General features: G+C 62.0%; 17 protein-coding genes. 6 read left to right on the top strand and 11 right to left on the bottom strand.

Features of this window, described 5'->3' with window-relative positions:
* Positions 1–213: 213 nt before the first annotated feature.
* The 6 genes from VZC39_RS12960 to VZC39_RS12935 all read left to right on the top strand — a co-directional run bounded on the left by VZC39_RS12960 (position 214) and on the right by VZC39_RS12935 (position 8113).
* Positions 214–2451 (top strand): ABC transporter permease subunit, encoded by a 2238-nt coding sequence (locus tag VZC39_RS12960; protein WP_434663018.1) that lies wholly within the window; start codon positions 214–216, stop codon positions 2449–2451.
* Between the two features lie 32 nt (positions 2452–2483).
* Positions 2484–4133, top strand: a complete 1650-nt coding sequence (gene pstA, locus VZC39_RS12955) for a phosphate ABC transporter permease PstA (RefSeq protein ID WP_349918463.1) — start codon at positions 2484–2486, stop codon at positions 4131–4133.
* A 116-nt stretch (positions 4134–4249) separates the two neighbouring features.
* On the top strand, positions 4250–5068 hold the full coding sequence (pstB, locus tag VZC39_RS12950; RefSeq protein ID WP_349918462.1) for a phosphate ABC transporter ATP-binding protein PstB: 819 nt from the start codon (positions 4250–4252) through the stop codon (positions 5066–5068).
* A 109-nt stretch (positions 5069–5177) separates the two neighbouring features.
* Complete coding sequence (gene phoU, locus VZC39_RS12945) at positions 5178–5888, top strand: phosphate signaling complex protein PhoU (RefSeq protein WP_349918461.1); 711 nt, start codon at positions 5178–5180, stop codon at positions 5886–5888.
* A gap of 192 nt (positions 5889–6080) precedes the next feature.
* A complete protein-coding gene (locus VZC39_RS12940; protein WP_434663015.1) occupies positions 6081–7412 on the top strand; it encodes a hemolysin family protein in 1332 nt (443 codons plus the stop codon).
* A 158-nt stretch (positions 7413–7570) separates the two neighbouring features.
* The gene (locus tag VZC39_RS12935) at positions 7571–8113 is read left to right on the top strand and encodes a hypothetical protein (protein WP_349918459.1); all 543 of its coding nucleotides are present in this window, start codon (positions 7571–7573) and stop codon (positions 8111–8113) included.
* Positions 8114–8183: 70 nt separating this feature from the next.
* Here VZC39_RS12935 and VZC39_RS12930 read toward each other — a convergent pair whose 3' ends face one another.
* From VZC39_RS12930 to VZC39_RS12880, 11 genes are all read right to left on the bottom strand, one after another.
* On the bottom strand, positions 8184–9023 hold the full coding sequence (locus tag VZC39_RS12930; protein ID WP_434663012.1) for a sterol desaturase family protein: 840 nt from the start codon (positions 9021–9023) through the stop codon (positions 8184–8186).
* A 151-nt stretch (positions 9024–9174) separates the two neighbouring features.
* Positions 9175–9918 (bottom strand): amino acid ABC transporter ATP-binding protein, encoded by a 744-nt coding sequence (locus VZC39_RS12925; RefSeq protein WP_349918456.1) that lies wholly within the window; start codon positions 9916–9918, stop codon positions 9175–9177.
* 68 nt (positions 9919–9986) lie between these two features.
* Positions 9987–10931, bottom strand: coding sequence for an amino acid ABC transporter permease (locus tag VZC39_RS12920; protein ID WP_349918455.1), 945 nt, complete (start codon positions 10929–10931; stop codon positions 9987–9989).
* Between the two features lie 99 nt (positions 10932–11030).
* Positions 11031–11819 (bottom strand): transporter substrate-binding domain-containing protein, encoded by a 789-nt coding sequence (locus VZC39_RS12915; protein ID WP_349918453.1) that lies wholly within the window; start codon positions 11817–11819, stop codon positions 11031–11033.
* 442 nt (positions 11820–12261) lie between these two features.
* Positions 12262–13596: an MFS transporter gene (locus VZC39_RS12910; RefSeq protein ID WP_434663009.1), complete on the bottom strand. Its 1335-nt coding sequence runs from the start codon at positions 13594–13596 to the stop codon at positions 12262–12264.
* A 27-nt stretch (positions 13597–13623) separates the two neighbouring features.
* Entirely contained in the window at positions 13624–15141 is a 1518-nt protein-coding gene (uhpB, locus tag VZC39_RS12905; RefSeq protein WP_434663008.1) for a signal transduction histidine-protein kinase/phosphatase UhpB, read from the bottom strand.
* On the bottom strand, positions 15138–15728 hold the full coding sequence (uhpA, locus tag VZC39_RS12900) for a transcriptional regulator UhpA (RefSeq protein ID WP_349918449.1): 591 nt from the start codon (positions 15726–15728) through the stop codon (positions 15138–15140). Before uhpA ends, uhpB begins: the two co-directional genes overlap by 4 nt.
* Before the next feature lie 173 nt (positions 15729–15901).
* Positions 15902–16297, bottom strand: coding sequence for a nucleoside diphosphate kinase regulator (rnk, locus tag VZC39_RS12895; RefSeq protein ID WP_434663006.1), 396 nt, complete (start codon positions 16295–16297; stop codon positions 15902–15904).
* A 215-nt stretch (positions 16298–16512) separates the two neighbouring features.
* A complete protein-coding gene (locus tag VZC39_RS12890; protein WP_434663005.1) occupies positions 16513–17244 on the bottom strand; it encodes a substrate-binding periplasmic protein in 732 nt (243 codons plus the stop codon).
* 73 nt (positions 17245–17317) lie between these two features.
* Entirely contained in the window at positions 17318–17998 is a 681-nt protein-coding gene (locus tag VZC39_RS12885; RefSeq protein ID WP_434663003.1) for a hypothetical protein, read from the bottom strand.
* A 52-nt stretch (positions 17999–18050) separates the two neighbouring features.
* Positions 18051–19424 carry an alkaline phosphatase gene (locus VZC39_RS12880; RefSeq protein WP_434663001.1) on the bottom strand — a complete coding sequence of 458 codons (1374 nt, stop codon included), beginning with the start codon at positions 19422–19424 and terminating at the stop codon, positions 18051–18053.
* Positions 19425–19434: the final 10 nt, after the last annotated feature.

The following is a 19434-nucleotide window of genomic DNA, read 5'->3' as shown; positions in this document are numbered from 1 at the left end:
AGGTGTTTTGCCTATATCAGTCGGGGCAACCTGCCTTCCTCTCGCACCCCAGTACTTTGCCTTTATAAGGTGGGAGCCGCACGCCCCATTCCCCGACAGAAGCGCCCCCTTTCCAGCGCCGAAAAGAAGCGCGCCATCGACCTCCCCATGTAACAAAACTGTCATGCAACCGCCATATAATGCCGCCAAGCCTAGCTCACATTGAGGTTTTGCATGTCATCGGAATCGATCAACCTGGTCATGGCGGGCAGTAGAAAACGCCGGATCAAGGACAAGTTGGCCAAGTACGGGGTCACCACGGGTGGTGGTCTGGTACTGGTGGCTCTATTGCTTATTTTCTTCTATCTGCTCTACGTGGTGAAGCCGATCTTCAATGGCGCCAGCATGGAAGCGACCTCCTCCTTCACGCTGCCGGTGCAGGGCAAGACCGCCTGGCTCGGCGTCGAGGAGCAGAACGAGATCGGTTATCGCTTCAGCGACCAGGGTCAGGTCAGCTTCTTCGCCGTCCAGGCCGATGGCAACCTCAAGGTGGGTCAGGTGCTGGGCCAGAGCCAGATGGTCGGTCAGATCACCTCGGTCGCCGCCCCGGCACCGGGCCAGAAGCTCATCGCTTACGGCTTTGCCGATGGCAAGGCGCTGGTGGTCCAGCCCTCCTTCAAGGTCTCCTATCCCAATGACGTGCGGGTCATCGAGCCCAGCCTGCAGCATCCCTTCGGCGATAAGCCCATGGTGGTGGATCCGCAAGGCAAGGCATTGACGAGCATGGTGTTCGAGGCGACCAAGGACAAGATGGCCGCCGCCGCCGTGACCGAAGATGGCCGTGGCGTCATGACGGTGATGAGCGGTGAGGAGAATTTCCTCTCCGGGGAAGTCGAGTGGAGCAGTGAAAACTACGCCATCCCCTCCCTGCCGCGTCACGTGGATCAGATGCTGCTGACCCCGAATCTGCGGATCCTGTTCGTGCGCGATGGCAATCGCCTGTCTGTTTACGACATCCACAACCTGAACGATATCTCCCTGCGTGATGTCATGGAGATCAACGCCCCCGATGCCAACGTGGCCCGGGTCGAGCTGCTCTCCGGCGCCTCCTCCCTGCTGGTGGGCAATGACAATGGCGTCATCTCCCAGTGGTTCGAAGTGGCGAAGGATGGCAAGCGCCAGTTTACCCAAATTCGTGACTTCAAGAGCGATGGCGCCGTGGCGCTGCTGACCCCCGAGCATTTTCGCAAGGGCTTCATCAGTGCGACCCAGGATGGCACCATCAACTTCTTCCACGCCACCGGTGAAGCCAAGCTGCTGACCGAGAAGGTGGAAGGCGGGGCCCTGGCGGCGCTCGCCATCTCTCCCCGTCACAACCTCTTGCTGGCCCAGCAAGGGGATGGCTTCAAGCTGTTTGATGTGGAGAACGATCACCCCGAGGTGACCTGGTCCGCCCTGTGGCAACAGGTGTGGTACGAGGGTTATCCCGAGCCGCAATACGTCTGGCAGTCCACCTCCGCCAGCAATGACTTCGAGGCCAAGCTGAGCCTGGTGCCCCTGGTATTCGGTACCCTCAAGGCCTCCTTCTACGCCATGGTGTTTGCGGTGCCGCTCGGCGTGGCCGGCGCCATCTACACCGCCTACTTCATGTCTGCCAGCCTTCGCAAATACGTCAAGCCGACGGTGGAGATCATGGCGGCCCTGCCGACCGTTATCCTGGGCTTCCTGGCCGGTCTCTGGCTTGCCCCCATCATCGAAGGGGCCCTGCCCGGGGTCATCCTGCTGTTGATCCTGCTGCCCATGGGCATGCTCTTGACGGCGCTGGTCTGGAACTACCTGCCGGAGCGTGGTCGCACCTGGCTGCCGGACGGCTGGCACGCCATCTTGCTCATTCCAGTGCTGCTCGTCATCGGTTGGGGGGCCTTCTCTTTGAGCCCGCTCATCGAGAATGCCTTCATGCACGGGGATTCGCGCATCTGGCTGACCCACGAGATGGGCATAAAGTTTGACCAGCGCAACTCCCTGGTGGTCGGTATCGCCATGGGCTTCGCGGTCATCCCCACCATCTTCTCCATCGCCGAAGATGCGGTGTTCTCGGTGCCCAAACACCTCACGCAAGGCTCTCTGGCTCTGGGGGCGACCCCCTGGCAGACCCTGAGCCGGGTGGTGATCCTGACCGCGAGCCCCGGCATCTTCTCGGCCGTGATGATGGGCCTTGGCCGCGCCGTGGGAGAGACCATGATAGTGCTGATGGCGACCGGCAATACCCCCATCATGGACTTCTCCATGTTCCAGGGTCTGCGTACCCTGGCGGCGAACATCGCCGTGGAAATGCCGGAGTCGGAAGTGGGTAGCTCCCACTACCGGGTGCTCTTCCTCGCGGCCTTCGTCCTGTTTGTATTCACCTTTATGTTCAACACCCTGGCAGAGTTCGTGCGTCAGCGGCTGCGTGAAAAATACAGCTCTCTGTAAGGAACGACTCTGTCATGGACAAGGAATCGACAATGGGTAAGTGGTTTAAATCAGGGGCCCCCTGGATCTGGATGACCGGCGGTGCCGTCAGCCTGAGTCTGGTTGCCGTACTGGGCCTGTTGCTGCTGATAGGCTGGCGTGGTCTGGTCTACTTCTGGCCTCACCCCATCTATGAATGGCAGTTGCAGGATGAGCAGGGCAACAAGAGCGTGCTCATCGGCGAGATCAACGATCGCGAGCTGGTACCGGTGGAGCGGCTGCGTTCAGCCGGGTTGGCTCTGGAGGGGGAGGAGCGCGAGCTGCTGACCCGCTATCTGGTCAAGACCGGCAACCGGGAGTTCGTCGACCTCGATTTTCGCTGGATCCTGGAGACGGACATCCAGTCCCAGACCCAGCCGGCTGAGCTCGCCATGGTCGAGCGCACCACCAACGGCAACTTCTACGGCTACATCGTCGGGGTGAAGGAGGATGGCAAGGCGCTGAGCCAGGATCTGCATCCCGCCCTCATCCGGGTGCTGGAGCGCGCCAACGCGCTGTCCGAGAAAGCCAATGACCTGCAAAAGGGTGACATCGGCAGCATCAACTACCAGCTGGAGCGGCTGCGCCTCAAGGAACGCAAGGCCGAGCTGGAAGGCCAGCTGACCGATGCACTCAAGGCCGAGATGGAGGCTGAGCGCAAGGCACTGAACGACAACTACCAGGTGCTGGAGAAGGAGCTCTTCTCCCTGCGCACCCAGGCAGACAGAGACAGCATCACCGTCAAGGACATGCGCGGCGAGCTGGTGACCATGCCCATGTCCAAGGTGCTGGACGTGGTCTGGCCTAACGACATGAGCCTGCCGGCCAAGGTGGGACACTGGTTCCATCAGATAGGCAAGTTCATCTCCGATGATCCTCGTGAGGCCAACACCGAGGGCGGGGTCTTCCCGGCCATCTTCGGCACCGTCTTCATGGTCCTGCTGATGGCCATCATCGTGACCCCCCTAGGGGTGGTGGCGGCGGTCTACCTGCACGAATATGCGGGCAAGAACAGCCTGACCAAGATCATCCGCATCGCGGTGATCAACCTGGCCGGTGTGCCGTCCATCGTGTACGGGGTGTTTGGCCTGGGCTTCTTCGTCTACACCCTGGGCGGCTCCCTGGATCAGCTGTTCTACCCGGAAGCGCTGCCGAGCCCGACCTTTGGCTCCCCCGGCGTCATCTGGTCGGCCCTGACCCTGGCCATCCTGACCCTGCCGGTGGTGATCGTCTCCACCGAAGAGGGGCTGGCCCGGATCCCGAGTACCATACGTCAGGGCTCCCTCGCTCTGGGGGCGACCCAGGCCGAGACCCTGTGGCGCATTGTGCTGCCCATGGCGAGCCCGGCCATCATGACCGGCCTCATCCTGGCCATTGCACGGGCGGCCGGGGAAGTGGCCCCCCTGATGCTGGTGGGGGTGGTGAAGCTTGCTCCGACGCTGCCGATGGACGGCAACTTCCCGTACCTGCACGTTGAGCGCAAGTTCATGCACCTGGGTTTCCACATCTATGATGTCGGCTTCCAGAGCCCGAACGTCGAGGCGGCGCGCCCCCTGGTCTACGCTACCTCCTTCCTGCTGGTGACGGTGATCGTCGGTCTGAACCTGACCGCCATCGGTATTCGTAACCACCTGCGCGAGAAATTCCGGTCGCTGGAACACTGATCCGGCTGACCCAGACTGAGATTGGCGATGTGCGGCCCAGGGGCCGCCATCCAGAGCAACCCATGAAACGGTCGCTGGAATTGCTCCGGCCACCTTGAAACGATTTGAGGCAACAGATGATCAACGTAACACCGAACTCGACCCAGCACACCGCGACCGACCTGCTCAACCTGAGTCCGGAGCAGACCGCCCTCGAGGTCAAGGATCTCAACCTGTACTACGGCAACAAGCAGGCGCTGTTCAACGTCAACATGAAGATCCCCAAAGGGCAGGTGACCGCCTTCATCGGCCCGTCCGGTTGCGGCAAATCCACCCTGCTGCGCTGCATCAACCGGATGAACGATCTGGTGGATATCTGCCGCATCGAAGGGGAGATCCAGCTGCATGGCCACAACATCTACGACAAGAGCGTGGACGTCTCCGCCCTGCGCCGTCAGGTGGGCATGGTGTTCCAGCGTCCGAACCCCTTCCCGAAGTCCATCTACGAGAACGTGGTCTATGGTCTGCGCCTGCAGGGCATCAACGACAGACGCACCCTGGATGAAGCCGCCGAGCGTTCCCTGCGCGGCGCGGCCTTATGGGAAGAGGTGAAGGATCGTCTACACGACAATGCCTTCGGTCTCTCCGGTGGTCAGCAGCAGCGTCTGGTCATCGCCCGTGCCATCGCCATCGAGCCGGAAGTCCTGCTGCTCGATGAACCGACCTCGGCACTGGACCCCATCTCCACCCTGACCATCGAGGAGCTGATCAACGAGCTCAAGAGCCAGTTCACCGTGGTCATCGTGACCCACAACATGCAGCAGGCGGCGCGGGTGTCGGATCAGACCGCCTTCATGTACATGGGCGAGCTCATCGAATACTCGAACACCAATACCATCTTCACCACCCCGGCCAAGAAGAAGACCGAAGACTACATCACCGGTCGTTATGGCTAAGGTCGTCGCAGGGAACAGGGGCATGGGCCATGAAGCGCATGAATATCAGGAACAGATTGGCAGTCGGTTCAACGGCTAAGGCATAATCGGAGCATCAAGGATTACTCGTATGGATAATATGAACCTCAATAAACACATCTCCGGTCAGTTCAATGCCGAGCTGGAGAACGTTCGCAATCAGGTGCTGGTGATGGGGGGCCTGGTAGAGCAGCAACTGACCGACGCCATCGCCGCCATTCACACCCAGGATCTGGATGCGGCGCGCAAGATAGTGGCCAACGACCACAAGGTCAACGCCATGGAAGTGGCCATCGACGAGGAGTGCACCCGCATCATCGCCAAGCGTCAGCCCACCGCCTCCGACCTGCGTCTGGTGATGGCCATCATCAAGACCATCACGGATCTGGAGCGGATCGGCGACGTGGCGGACAAGATAGCCCGCATGCTGACCGACAACGCCAACAAGCCGCAGCCGCCGCTGGTGTCGCTCGAGAACATGGGGCGCCGCACCATCAAGATGCTGCACGACGTGCTGGATGCCTTCGCCCGCATGGATCTGGACGCCGCCATCATCGTCTACAAGGAAGATGACAAGGTGGACCGGGAGTACGAGTCCATCATCCGCGAGCTGATGACCTACATGATGGAAGATCCCCGCACCATCCCCCAGGTGCTGAACGTGCTGTGGGCGGCGCGGGCCATCGAGCGGGTCGGCGATCGCTGCCAGCACATCTGCGAATACATCGTCTACTACGTCAAGGGCAAGGATGTCCGCCATACCAAGGCGGACGAGCTGAGTGACTTGCTGGGCAAGCATTGAGCAAGGAGTGAATAAAAAGGCGCGTAAAGCGCCTTTTTTGTTGCATTGAGTGGCATCTTAAGATAACGCCCCCGGACGGGGCTTTATCTGCTAGAATATGGCCCCTGTGTGAGTCCCGGATGGACTCACGGCCCGGTCTCCCGGGCCCAGTTTGCCGTCTTGTGTCAAGGCGGCTGTCGCAATAGGTCAATCATGAGTTTTGCCGATAGTCTGTTTTTACTGATGTTGCTGGTCGCCAGCAGCGTGTTCTTCTCTCTCTCCGAGATTTCTCTCGCCGCCTCCCGCAAGATCAAGTTGCAGGTGATGGCCGACGAGGGCAACCGCCATGCCGAAAAAGTGCTGGCGCTGCAGGCCCAGCCGGGCAACTTCTTTACCGTGGTGCAAATTGGCCTCAATACCGTCGCCATCCTCGGCGGTATCCTGGGGGAATCGGCCCTGAACCCCGCCATCAAGGCGCTTGTCTCCGAGTTTTATCAGGGCCCCTGGCTCTCCCAGATAAGCTCGGCCGCCTCCTTCGTGTTCGTCACCGGCATGTTTATCCTGATAGCGGACTTGATGCCAAAACGCCTCGCCATGACCATGCCGGAGCGGGTCGCCGTCATCGTCGTGCGCCCCATGATGCTGTGCGTCACCCTGCTGATGCCGCTGGTGTGGCTGTTCAACGGCATGGCGAACGGCCTGTTCCGTCTGCTGCGCGTCTCCATGGTACGCAACGACGAGATCACCTCTGACGACATCTATGCGGTGATGGATGCAGGCGCCGAGGCCGGCGTCATCCAGCGTGAGGAACATCAACTCATCGAGAACGTGTTCGAGCTGCAATCCCTCGGGGTCACCTCCGCCATGACGGCGCGGGAAAGCCTCATCTACTTCACCCTGCAGGAGGGGGAGGAGAGCATCAAGGCGAAGATCGCCGAGCACCCTCACAACAAGTTCCTGGTCTGTGACCACAACCTCGACAGCATCAAGGGCTTCGTCGATGCGAAAGAGCTGCTGATCCGCGTCATCAGCGGTCAGAGCATCGATCTCAACAGCGGCTCCCTGGTGCAGAACGTCATCATCATCCCCGATACCCTGAACCTCTACGAGGCGATGGAGTACTTCAAGAATCATCGTGGCGATTTTGCGGTGGTGATGAACGAATACGCTCTGGTGGTCGGGATTGTCACCATGAACGACCTGATGAGCACAGTGATGGGGGAGTGGGCCACCCACGTGGTGGAAGAGCAGATCGTCCAGCGGGACGAGAACTCCTGGCTGGTAGACGGGGTGACCCCCATCTCCGACGTGATGCGAGCCTTCGACATCGAGGAGTTCCCGGAGAACCAGAACTACGAGACCATCGCCGGCTTCATCATGTACATGCTGCGCAAGATCCCCAAGCGCACCGACTCGGTGAAGTACGCGGGCTACAAGTTCGAAGTGGTGGACATCGACAGCTACAAGATCGATCAGCTGCTGGTGACCCGGGTCGAACCCATTGCCGCCGAGAAGCTGCCGCAAGAGTCACACCCGGCAGCCTGAGTGGCGGACACTCATGCCGGTGGATAAAAATGGCCCTGTATGGGCCATTTTTCGATATTATGCGCGCATACCCCTTGCAGGGGCCGGGCGACAAGCTGCCTGGCCAAGTGGAACCCATGAATGGAAACCATAGTGACCGAGAAGGTCGTTCAGGAGTCATGAAGATGCCGTCTTATTCCCGTGCCCTTGGCTGTGTGGCCCTGGCCCTTGCCCTCGGGGCTTGTAGCCAGAGCGCGCCGCAAAAGCCAGCCGCCACTCCCAAACCCGCCGCCCCCAAGGCTGCCGTGGTGGCACCCCAGCCCGATCCCGATGCGGTGGTGCAAAGCGCCGTGGCGGAGCCGAATCCGGTGTTCGACGAGGAGTACCATGGTCCGGATCAAGGGTCGCTCGAGTCGGTGACGGCCCTGTTTGCCCGGGGTTACATCGAGTCGGCCATGCGCGAGACCATGCTGGCGGCGGTGCACAGCGACTATCCCCTGCTCGGTATGCGAGACGTGCGCCTGACGGATCCCGTCTCCAAGTTCCTCACCTCGGCCCAGGCCCGTACCACGGCCCACGATTACCTCTACGCCGGGGTGCAGCGCAGACTGGGTCGTCCCCTGAGCCCGGCCCAGTGGGAGCAGATCTGGCAAGGCTACTCCCAGCAGGGGCGAGTGTCCGACTGGGTCAAGCAGACCAAGCGGGTACTGGCCGGGCGTTGAGCCGCCAGCTGACTTCGTTGTGATGAGGCCACCCTTGGGTGGCCTCATTTCTTTCCAACGCTGAACCGGCTCAGGAGGCGGATGGGCCGGTTGGTTTACCGAACAGCACCGCGAGTTTTTGCCGCCAGGGTAGACCACGGGCGTCTCTTAGCATGTCGCGCCACTCGTGGAAGGTGAGGGTGAGCGGGTTGAAGCTGTGGATGGGCTTGGTAATGCCGAAGCGACATGGCTCGGCCGGGTCTTCTTCCACGAAGGTGCCAAACAGCCTGTCCCAGATGATGAGCACGCCGGCGAAGTTGCGATCGATGTACTTGGCATTGCTGGCGTGGTGCACCCTGTGGTGGGAGGGGGTGTTGAAGAGCGCCTCGAGCCAGCCCAGCTTGCCGACCACCTGGGTGTGAACGAAGAACTGAAAGCCCAGGCTCAGCAGCACGGTGGCGACTACGGCCTCGGGCGGGAAGCCGATGAGGATCATGGGGATCCAGAACAGCCACATGCCGGAGACCGGATACATCAGGCTCTGACGAAAGGCGGTGGAGAGGTTGAGGCGCTCCGAGCTGTGATGCACCACGTGGGAGGCCCAGAGCCAGCGCACATGGTGGCTGGCGAAGTGGAACAGCCAATAGCATAGATCCTGCAGCAGGAAGAGCAGCAGCAGGCTCCAGACATTGAGTTCGATGTCGAACAGGCGCCAGCCCCAGAGGCCGTCGTAGAGATAGGCGATGGCGATGGCCGCCAGTGCATCCCCTCCTTGGTGCATCAGCGCCAGGGAGGCGTTGGCGAACAGATCCCGCCATTGATAAGCGGCGCTCGGAAAGGCGGTGCCATGCTTGCGCAGGTAGAGCATCTCCCAGACGACAAAGCCGAGGAAGAGGGGGGAGAGGTAGAGCAGCAGTAGTTGGACATCCATGTCAGCCATCCGGTTGGACCAGTTGGCTCCCAGCATACCGAATGAATGTAAAATTTCATTAACATTTCATGGGGCCAGCGCGGCGGATGATGGGCTGGTGCATAAGGCAGAGGGAGCCAAGGCTCCCTCTGTGGTGTTCGGCGATGCCGTGTTACAGCACCTGGCTCAGGAACTGGCGCAGGCGCGGGGAAGGGGGATTGTCGAAGAAATCGCCGGGCTTCTCATCCACCAACAACTCGCCGCTCTCCATGAACAGCACCCGGTCGGCGACCTCGCGGGCGAAGCCCATCTCGTGAGTCACCACCACCATGGTCATGCCCTCTTTCGCCAACCCCTTCATCACGTCGAGCACCTCCCCCACCATCTCGGGATCCAGCGCGCTGGTGGGCTCGTCGAACAGCATGATGCGCGGCTGCATGGCCAGCGCCCGGGCGATGGCCACCCGTTGCTGTTGACCACCGGAGAGCTGGGACGGGTAGCTCTGGGCCTTGTTGGAGAGTCCGACCTTGAGCAGCAGCGCCTTGGCTCTCTCCTCCGCCTCCTTTCGGGAGAGGCCGCGCACCTTCTGGGGGGCCAGACTGATGTTGTCCAGCACACTGAGGTGGGGGAAGAGGTTGAAGGACTGGAACACCATGCCCACCTCTTCCCGCAGCTTGTTCACGTCCCCGGGCTCGGTCAGGCTGATGCCGTCCACGACGATGTGGCCGTCGTTGATGGTTTCGAGCTGATTGAGGGTGCGCAGGAAGGTGGATTTTCCCGAGCCGCTCGGGCCCACGATCACCACGACTTCCCCCTCGGCTACCTGGGTGCTGACGTTCTTGAGAGCATGGACCTCGCTGCCGTAAAACTTCTCGACGCCCGTCGCCTTGATGATGGGATCAGTGGCTTTCTGCATGTGTCACCTCCAGCGGATGGACGAGGAAGGTGTGGGCAAGGTGTCTCGACAGCGGTCGGGTTTGCATATCAGTTGCTTTTCGCATATTTCACCTCGAGACGGCGGACCAGGAAGGAGAGGGTACCGGTGAGCACCAGATAGAGCAGGGCCACGGTGAACCACACCTCGAACGGGCTGAAGGTGGAGCTCACCACCTCGCGTCCGGCCTTGGTCAAATCCGTGATGGAGATGACGGAGACCAGGGAGGAGTCCTTGATGAGGTTGATGAACTGGCCCGCCAGCGGCGGCAGCACGCGCTTGAAGGCCTGGGGCAGGATCACGTAACGCATGGTCTGGGCCGAGGTCATGCCGAGGCTGCGGCCTGCCTCCATCTGCCCCTTGTGGATGGAGCTGATGCCGGCTCGCACGATTTCCGCCACATAGGCACCGGTAAACACCGCCAGCGCCGCCACCCCGGCGGTGAAGCGATCCAGATTCAATACGGTGCCGATAAAGAAGTAGACGATGAAGATCTGCACCAGCAGTGGGGTGCCGCGAATAAGCTCCACATAGGTCACCGCCAGGTTACGCAGGGCGGGGTTGGGGGAGAGTCGGGCCAGGCCTGCCAGGGTGCCGAGCAGGATGGCGAAGACTCCGGCCACCAGGGAGAGTTTGACCGTGACCCAGACGCCCCAGGCGATGGGGCCGGCGGTCCAGCTGAGTTGGGAATCGAGCGTATCACCGAGGAAGATGGTATCCCCTTCGGCCACTTGTGCACCCTGGGGGGCGATGGCCTGGCGACGGCTGGCATCGGCATCGTCTTGCAGGAAGAGCTGACCCTTCTCGGCGACCACGGTGCCATCAAATTCGGCGAAATGTTTCTGTTCGGCCTGGTAGGCGATGTATTGGGGAATACGTTCCCAGCGCCAGGTGTAATCCACTGCCTGTACGGCCTTGTAGATGCCGAAGATGGCGGCCAGCAGCATCAGCAGGAAAACGCCTTGCCAGAGCAGCTGATTGGGTTGTTTTTCCATCTGTCTTGCGGGTTTGGGGTTGATCACTGTCACAACCTCTCTTGTCGTTATTGTGTGGGGGTCTGCGTGAAGGGGCGGCGGACCGCCCCTTGAGAGGTGTTATTTGAGCTGGTTGAGCCAGGTAGTGGATTCAAACCACTTCTTGTAGAGACGGTCGTAGCTGCCGTCACCCTTGATTTGGCGCAGGTAGTTGTTGAACCAGTTGAGGGTGTCCTGATCGCCTTTGCGGATGGCCCAGGCCAGCGGCTCGAAGGTGAACGGCTTGTCCAGGTGCACCACGGCGCCGGCATTCTGGGAGGCGAAGATGGCGTTGTAGGGCAGGTCATAGATGAAGGCATCGACTTTGCCGTTGATCACTTCCAGCTTGGCGTCATCCTGGGTTTCAAACTGCAGCAGGGTAGCTTTCGGGATCATGCGTTTGACCGCCTGTTCGCCGGTGGTGCCGAGCTTGACCGCGATCTTGTATTTGGGATCGTTCAAGTCCTGGAAGGATTTGATCTCGTTCGCTTTGTCCTTGCGCAGGACGATGGTCTGGCCGACGACGATGTAGGGATCGGCGAAGTTGACGCGTAGGTTGCGCTGGGGAGTGACCGTCATGCCGCCCATGATGACGTCGAACTTGTCGGTCAAGAGGGCGGGGATGATGCCGTCCCAGGCGGTGTTGACGAACTCCACCTTCACGCCCATCTCCTTGGCGACCATCTTGGCGAGATCCACGTCAAAGCCGATGTATTGGCCCTGCTTGTTGGTCATTTCGAAGGGTTGATAGCCGGCGTCGAAGCCGACCCGCAGTACACCGCGCTCCAGCACGGCGTCCAGGGTTGAGCTGGGAGCGGCGTTGGCCAGCCCGCACAGCAGCAGGGTAGAGAGAATGAGTTTTTTGATCATATCGGTGACGTCTCTGTCGAAAGTGTGTTCGGCCTTGAACCTGCTCCCGTGCGACTCCATGGCACAAGAGACTGCTGCATCCGGCAACAGGCAAGACAGGATTATTGTCTTGGGTCGGGCAAAAGCCCCATATGAGATTCTATGAATGGTCTGCTGAGTGAAAAATGTACCAAAACTTGATTGTGCTAGAAGACTCAATAAGTTAGTCGCACTTTTCCCTCGTGGCTTGACTCATAAAAGCACACGAAAACAACATATCTATCTAAGCGCGCGGGTTCAAGTGCAAAACGCCGTCGAGGTCGTTTTGTGCCACTTTCCCCCGGCTTGCGGGGATCAAACGAGCTTGTTTCACCCGTATTGTGTCGCCGGATGACACTGGCAGTCGGGTGGTGGCTATCCCTTGATGACGACGTCCTGCCTGTGGAGGAGGACGTGTCACGGCTCAGCTCAGGGCTGTGATGGGGAGCCTCGGCGCCTGGGCCTTGAGGAAGGGGAGTAGCAGCAGGGCCGAGACCCCGGCCGCTACCGAGATCACCACGAAGAAGCCATTCCAGTGCCAGATCTCCAGCACCCGGGCCAGGGGATAGCCCGCCAGCGCCGCCCCCATGTAGGCAAACAGGCCGACGAAGCCGGTGGCGGCTCCGGCGCAGTCCTTGTGGGAACACTCGGCGGCCGCCATGCCGATCAGCATCTGGGGCCCGAACACGAAGAAGCCGATGGTGAAGAAGCAGGCCGCCTGCATCACATAGCTGAAGAAGGGCATCAGCCACAGGGAGCCCACCGAGAGCAGTATCCCCACCGCGAAGATGAGGTTCATGGGACCCCGGTTGCCGTTGAACAGCTTGTCCGATCCCCAGCCCGCCACCAGGGCGCCGATGAAGCCTCCCACCTCGAACATGGAGATGGCGGAATTGGCGCTCATCAGGTTGAAGCCGCGTTGCTCCGTCATGTAGAGGTTGCCCCAGTCATTGATGGCGGTACGCACCACATAGACCAGCACGTAACAGCAGGCCAGCAGCCAGATATAGGGGTTGCCGAGCACGTATTTGCGCAGGATTTGGCGTGGGGTGAGACCGGTATCCTGGGTCTGCTGGGCGATTTCCAGCGCATCGCTTCGCCACTGTCCCACGGTGGGCAGCCCCAGGGTGCTCGGGGTATCCCGCAGCCGCCAGCAGAGGAAGAGCCCCGCCACAATGGCGAGGAGGCCGGGCACTATCATGCCGTAGCGCCAGCCATGTTGCAGGGCGATGGTGCTGACGATGAGGGGAATGAGGGCGCCGCCCACATTGTGCGCCGTGTTCCAGACCGACCACCAGGCGCCGCGTTCGGTGCGTGAATACCAGCTGGTGAGGAGCTTCGAACAAGGAGGCCAGCCCCAGCCCTGGAAGAAGGCGTTGGCCGCCATCAGGGCCGCGAACAGCCACAGCGATGACGACAGCCCGAACAGTATGTTGATGACCCCGGTCGCCATCAGTCCGATACCCATGAAATAGCGGGGGTTGGCCCGGTCGCTGATGATGCCGGAGAGGAACTTGGACACCCCGTAGGTGAGGTAGAACAGGGTGCCGAGCAGGCCGATGTCGGCCTTGTCCAGCAGACCCTGGGCCAGCATCTCCGGCATGGCGAAGTTGAAGCTCTTGCGGGTGAAATAGAAGACCGCATAGCCCAGATACATGGTCAGCAGCAGGTGGATGCGCCAGTGGCGATAGGTGGCGTCTATCTCGCGTTTGTCCCGCAGCGGCGGTGCGGGAGGATGACTCTTGATGAAATTCAGCATGAAGGAGTCCTGCGTGGGCGTCTAAGGTCACGCATCCGGCGCCTCCCGTTTACGGCTGGGCAGCGAGAGCGTCAGCTGGGTGCCGTGCAGGCAGGAGAGCTGCAGCCTGCCCCCGAGCGCCTGCACCCGCTCGCGGATGCCGAGCAGGCCATAACCCTGGGGCGCGTGTTCGGGCAGACCGCAGCCGTCGTCTTCCAGTTGCAGCAGCAGCTGGCCACCCTGCTGACAGGCCTGGATGCGCACCGAGCTGGCGTTGGCATGCTTGACCACGTTGTTGAGCCCCTCCTGGCAGACCCGAAACAGGGTGACCCGCTGGGCATCGGAGAGATCGCTGTCTCCGAGCCGCCACTCGAGGCGGGTGACGATGCCGCGGCGCTCCAGTTCCAGCTCCCGCAGCAACCCCTGCACCGCCTGCTCCAGGCTCATGTCGTCGAGCTGACGGGGGCGCAGGCGACCGAGCAGGCCGCGCACCGCGTCATAGATGCCGAGCGATAGGGTGTCGATGAGGGCGCTGCTCTGGCCGACACCGGGGTTGTCCGGCGCGAGACGCCGCACTATGCCCGCCTGGGTGCGAATGGCCGTGATGGTCTGGCCGATATCGTCGTGCAGCTCCCGGGCCACCTCTTTGCGGATGCACTCTTCGGTCTCCAGCAATCGCTCGGTGAGCTGGCGATTGTGGGCGAGCTGCTGAGTGAGTGCCTGGTTGAGCTCTCGCTGGCGCTGGATCCCGGCGCCGAGCAGCAGACCGGTCAGACTCTGGGCCAGCAGGGAGAGCAGCAGATCCAGCGGGTGCTCGTGCCAGGCCTGGCCTGCCATCAGCGCCACCGTGTTCATCAGGGTGGCGAGCAGGGCGCCTTGCCAGCCGTAGCGCCAGGCCATGGCCATGATGGGAATGGCGAGGCAGAACGGCGTGAAGCGCACCAGGGAGTCCGGCAGGCCGAGTTGCAACCCCAGGCTCAGCACGAACAGCAGCAGATACCAGAACAGGTGACGAAAGCGCCAGTCCACTGGCTGATCGATGAGGGCGGGGCCGAGGGGCACCCAGGTGGCGCGGGTGAGATAGTGCCAGATCAGCATGCAGGTGGAGGTGAGCGTGAGCCCGCCGGTCAGGGTCAGCAGCAGGGCGGTGAGCGCCGCCTCCCCGGCCAGATGCCAGAGCAGGGATTGCAGCAGGGCCGCCACGGTGACGGTGGCGAGCAGCACCAGCAGTTGCTGCCAGTCGTTGCGCACCGGCTGGCGACGGGCGATGAGCAGGGGTACCAGGGTGAGCAGGCTGCCGGCTTCTATCCATGGCCACAGGGGGATCCCGACCTCCCTGTCGAGCCAGTAGAGCAGCAGGGCCTCGCACAATAGCAGCGGCGGCCAGTAGGGGAGCGGGCTTTGCAGCAGCAGTCCGAGCCGCAAACCGAACGGAAACAGCAATACCGCCAGGGCCGGGTGCTCCACCAGGTGCAGGCCGATGCTCCAGAGGCAGAACCAGCCGGCGGCGAAGATGAAGCTGGCCGCCAGCGAGATGGCGGCATAGCTGGCGAGACGGGGGATCACCAGCTGTCCAGCATGCGGTGGGCCAGCTCCACGTTGTTGCTGACCTTGAGCTTGTCCATCAGGTTGGCGCGGTGTACGTGCACCGTCTTGGGGGAGAGGCCGAGCTGCTCGGCGATGGCCTTGACCTCCAGCCCGCGGGCCAGCAGTTGTGCCACCTCCCGCTCCCGGTTGGTGAGGGGATCCCGGCTGTTGCAGGCGAGCTTGTGGGCGATGTCCGGGGTCAGGTAACAGCCCCCCCGGGCGGCGGTGCGCACCGCGGCGATCAGCTCATCCGGGCTGCAGCGCTTGGAGAGAAACCCCTTGGCTCCCGCCTGCAGGGCCTGCTCCACCAGGGCCGGGCTGTCGTGCACCGACAGCATCACCACGGCGAGGCTGGAGGGGAGTTGCCTGAGCAGTTCCAACCCTGAGCCGTCCGGCATGGAGATGTCGCACACACAGAGCTGGACGCCGCTGCCGGGCAGACCAGCGAGGGCGGCATCGGCCGAGCCGAATTCGGCGACGACCCGCAGATCGGGTTCCAGGTTGAGCAGTTGGGCGAAGCCGGAGCGGACTATCTGGTGATCGTCGATGAGGGCAATGTTTATCATGGTGTCGGCCTGAAGCTGTGGCCAGGGCTGGCGCGGCCAACAAGATACCCGTGGTGCCACCTTGGCTCAAGGGAAAGGGCAAACGGTGAGCAAGATAAGTGACCGGACGGGTGGGAAGTTTGATCCGGATCAGGCGGTACGCCCTTCCACAGGGGGGAAGGGCGCCTGGGTGATCAGCGGTGCAGCTCGCCGGCGCGCTCGGGCTGATAGACCACGTCCAGGATCTCCACCTGGATGGTGCGACCGGCGGGGCCCGGCCAAGCGATGCTGTCACCGACCTTCAGCCCGAGCAGGGCGCTGCCGACCGGCGCCATCACCGAGATCTTGGTCTCGTCACCAAGTGCATCCTTCGGATAAACGAGAGTTAGGCAGAATTCACTGTCGTTATTTTGCATTTTAAAGCGAACTGTACTGTTCATGGTGACCACGTCCGGCGGCATGTCGGCGGGTTCACGGATCTCGGCGCGATCCAGCTCCTCTTGCAGGGCCAGGTGCTGGGGGTGGTTACCGAGCAGTTGCTCGATACGATCGAGATCCAGGCTGGAAATCACGAGATGTGGCTGTTTCATAGGGCATTCCTTATCAATGGCTGACAAGACCAGGATGACGGGCAAGCTGGTCGAGAGATAAATCGGGATTGTGTAACGAGATCGCAAGCGCGATGCCCCCGAGCGACTCGCGCTGCAGGGCGAGGGCGGGGGCTCAACGGGGTGTGAGCGGACTGGAAAAAATCATGAGTGCTTTCATGTGGATACCATAACCATTCCCACAGGCTTTGGCAATGTCAGGGGGTCTGGTAGTCGTACTGCTTGAGGATGCGGGCTAGCGTCCCGTCGGCTCGCATCTCATGGATGACCTGACGCCAGCGCGCCGCCTCCTTGGGTGGAAAACCGGGATGGGCGGCCAGGTAGAGCGGCGTGGTCTGCAAGGTGTCACCCCGCACCAGGTCATTGAGGGGCAGGCCCGCCTGTCTCTGGGCATAGCGGGCGGTATTCCAGGCCACGGCCCAGACCTGAATGCGCCCACGGGCCAGTTTGTTGGCGTTGTTGAGCTCCTCGGCGACCGTCTCGACCCGCTGCTCGGGCAGTGTCCGGCTCAGGCTATGGCCATAAGAGCCGCGCATGGCGCCGAGTGACAGGGAGGGCAGTTCACCGACCGTGACAGGGGCGGGGTGATGGTGGCGGTGCGTCACTAGCACGAAAGCCTCGTCCAGCAAGGGGGTTATCCAGAGAAAACGGGGGGCGCGCTGGGGGCTCTTGACGGGGGGCACCAGCAGGACGTCCGCCCGGTATCTGGCTTGTTCCACGGCGCGGGCCATGGGCATCAGCTCGATGTGCAGGGGTTCATGCAGTCGGCGCGCCGCCTCTTCCAGCACTTCGATGACCATGCCGCTCGGCGCCCCCTGTTGCGACTGGATGACATAGGGGGGCACCTGTCCGGCGATGACGGTCACGGCGCCGGCGCAAGGCACCAGCAGCCAGAACGAGCATGATAAAAGCAGAGTGCGCAGCGACATGAGCAAGGGCCCGACAGAGAATGGCGGGAGTGTATCATGATGCTGGGCAGGCGTACCGGGGCGTGCTTATCCGCTAATCGAAGAAGTCCCGCAGATCCAGCGCCTGGTAGCCATCGAGCTGCTGCCAGGGCAAGGTCTTTGGCAGTGACTTCGGGGTCACTTCCATCCGGTAACTGCGATAACCATCCAGGCTCGCGGACTCCACCACCAGGGGGAGTTGCCACTGACTGGACCAGAGGATGCGGGTGCGTTGCTTGCCCTCGCGTTTCTCATACCAGAGGGCCTGGGCGGGGGCCGCTTCGTCCAGTGGCGTCATGCCCTGCAGCAGGGCCGGATCCACCAAATAGCGGATCTTGTCCCAATTGGGGGTAAAGCCGACTTGGCCGTACTCCTCGGGAGGAACGTCCACCAACTGGTTGTGCCAGGCGTCGGCGTAGCGCAGTTGCAGGCCCTCGTCGCTCTGGCTGACCCAGCGGGCTGCCATCTGGTGGGTGAAATGCTTGTGGCCCGGATTGGCGTCATGGGTGGCGTGATAGGCGCGGGCCAGGGGAATGGGGATGAGCCGCTGGCTCCACACCTGGTTGCCGACCCGCATCCATTTTTCTTGCCAGTGGCTCTCCCGGGCGATGCCATCGGCACCGGTCACCCGGTTCTGGTAGCTGATGCGGGTGGCCAAGTCCGGAACGTCGTCGAAGTAGGCCTGGCTTATCGCGGGGCTGGCGAGCAGCCAGAGAGGAAACAAGAGTCGAATCATAAGCATCGCTCGAAAGAGCAGGGGCCAGCGTTTATCGGCTGGCCCCTGCCGTTTACAGACCGAGCGCCTCCCGCAACTTGCCGAACACGCGGGTGTTGTCGAGGGTGCCCTTGAAGCGGTCGCTGCCGGCACCGCCCGCGAACAACATGACATCTCCGCCGCCGTGGGTCTCGGAGCCGAGCTTGACGCCGGTCTCCTGCAGATAGTCATCCGCCATCACCTGATCGCTGGTGAGGATGGGGCGAACGTCGTGACGGGTAGGGCCGTTGCCGAACACCAGGGTGGTGAAGGGTTTGCCCTGGGCGTCGTTCTGGGTCGAACCATCCTCATTTTTCACCAGATCCAGCACGGGGTTGCCCTTGGCGGAGTAACCGTTGATGGTCATGGTGTGGTCGTGATCCGCGGTGACCACGATCAGGGTGTTAGCGAGATCCACCTTGGCCAATGCCGTCTTCACCGCTTCGTCCAGAGCCACCGCATCGGTCAGCGACCGTTTGGCGTTGGTGGCGTGCAGGGCGTGGTCGATGCGTCCCCCTTCCACCATCAGGAAGTAGCCCTCGCTGTTCTGACTCAAGAGATCGATCGCCTTGGCGGTCATCTCGGAGAGGGACGGCTGGGTGTTGGCCGCGCCCTTGGCGACCCGGTCCAGCTCGTAGTCGAGGTGTGACTTGGCACTGAAGAGCCCCAGCACCTTGCCGTTTTGCACCTTGGCGAGATCGCTCTGGGTGGTGACGTATTGATAACCCTGGGCACTGAGCTCGGCGGTGAGATCCCGGCCATCGGCGCGGCCCCCCTTGTTGCTGGCACTATAAGGGGTCCAGTGATTGGCACCGCCCCCCAGCAGTACATCCACCCCATCCCCGAGGGCGGTGTTGAAACCGGCGCCGCCCGGCACCGCCTGCTCGGCGATGGCATAGGCTGCATCCCGGTGGCAGATGTGGGAGTAGGTGGCGGCCGGGGTGGCGTGGGTCAGCTCGGTGGTGGTGACGGCGCCGACGGACTTGCCCGCCGCCTTGGCCAGCTCCAGCAGGGTGGGCACCGGGGTGCCATTGTCGCTGGTGCAGTTGTTGACGCCCTTGTTGCCATTCACATCTTTGCCCGGCGCCACGGCCTGGGTATCGCTGCTCATGGCAATGACCTCGTTGTTCATCTTGACGCCCGTGGTGTAGGCCGCCATGGAGGGGGCCGAATCCGTGGTCTGGGCATCGTTGGAGAAGGTCTTGATGCGTGCGCTACGGGGCAGTTTCATGATCTCCAGATCCCCCTCTTCACCGACCTTGAACAGGCGGGTGGCGGTGAGGACGGTGGGACCCATGCCGTCACCGATGAAGAGGATCACGTTCTTGGCGTCGCTGGCCTGGGCCTGGCCCGCCAGGGCTCCCAGTAGGGCGGTGCAGACGAGGGTTTTATTCATGGCTGATTTCATCAGAATGCTC

It is taken from the genome of Aeromonas sp. NJAU223, from assembly GCF_051125555.1.
GTDB lineage: Bacteria > Pseudomonadota > Gammaproteobacteria > Enterobacterales > Aeromonadaceae > Aeromonas > Aeromonas veronii_G.
The sequence above is the reverse complement of the archived record's forward strand: the minus strand, read 5'-3'. Positions and strand labels throughout refer to the sequence as shown.

Bases quoted from the DNA above. Each gene is read 5' to 3' on its own strand.
- pstA (WP_349918463.1), top strand. From the start codon at position 2,484: ATGGGTAAGTGGTTTAAATCAGGGGCCCCCTGGATCTGGATGACCGGC.
- VZC39_RS12910 (WP_434663009.1), bottom strand. From the start codon at position 13,596: ATGCTGAATTTCATCAAGAGTCATCCTCCCGCACCGCCGCTGCGGGAC.
- VZC39_RS12930 (WP_434663012.1), bottom strand. From the start codon at position 9,023: ATGGATGTCCAACTACTGCTGCTCTACCTCTCCCCCCTCTTCCTCGGC.
- pstB (WP_349918462.1), top strand. From the start codon at position 4,250: ATGATCAACGTAACACCGAACTCGACCCAGCACACCGCGACCGACCTG.
- VZC39_RS12925 (WP_349918456.1), bottom strand. From the start codon at position 9,918: ATGCAGAAAGCCACTGATCCCATCATCAAGGCGACGGGCGTCGAGAAG.
- VZC39_RS12960 (WP_434663018.1), top strand. From the start codon at position 214: ATGTCATCGGAATCGATCAACCTGGTCATGGCGGGCAGTAGAAAACGC.
- VZC39_RS12890 (WP_434663005.1), bottom strand. From the start codon at position 17,244: ATGTCGCTGCGCACTCTGCTTTTATCATGCTCGTTCTGGCTGCTGGTG.
- VZC39_RS12940 (WP_434663015.1), top strand. From the start codon at position 6,081: ATGAGTTTTGCCGATAGTCTGTTTTTACTGATGTTGCTGGTCGCCAGC.
- VZC39_RS12885 (WP_434663003.1), bottom strand. From the start codon at position 17,998: ATGATTCGACTCTTGTTTCCTCTCTGGCTGCTCGCCAGCCCCGCGATA.
- uhpA (WP_349918449.1), bottom strand. From the start codon at position 15,728: ATGATAAACATTGCCCTCATCGACGATCACCAGATAGTCCGCTCCGGC.
- rnk (WP_434663006.1), bottom strand. From the start codon at position 16,297: ATGAAACAGCCACATCTCGTGATTTCCAGCCTGGATCTCGATCGTATC.
- VZC39_RS12915 (WP_349918453.1), bottom strand. From the start codon at position 11,819: ATGATCAAAAAACTCATTCTCTCTACCCTGCTGCTGTGCGGGCTGGCC.
- VZC39_RS12935 (WP_349918459.1), top strand. From the start codon at position 7,571: ATGAAGATGCCGTCTTATTCCCGTGCCCTTGGCTGTGTGGCCCTGGCC.
- VZC39_RS12880 (WP_434663001.1), bottom strand. From the start codon at position 19,424: ATGAAATCAGCCATGAATAAAACCCTCGTCTGCACCGCCCTACTGGGA.
- VZC39_RS12920 (WP_349918455.1), bottom strand. From the start codon at position 10,931: ATGGAAAAACAACCCAATCAGCTGCTCTGGCAAGGCGTTTTCCTGCTG.
- phoU (WP_349918461.1), top strand. From the start codon at position 5,178: ATGGATAATATGAACCTCAATAAACACATCTCCGGTCAGTTCAATGCC.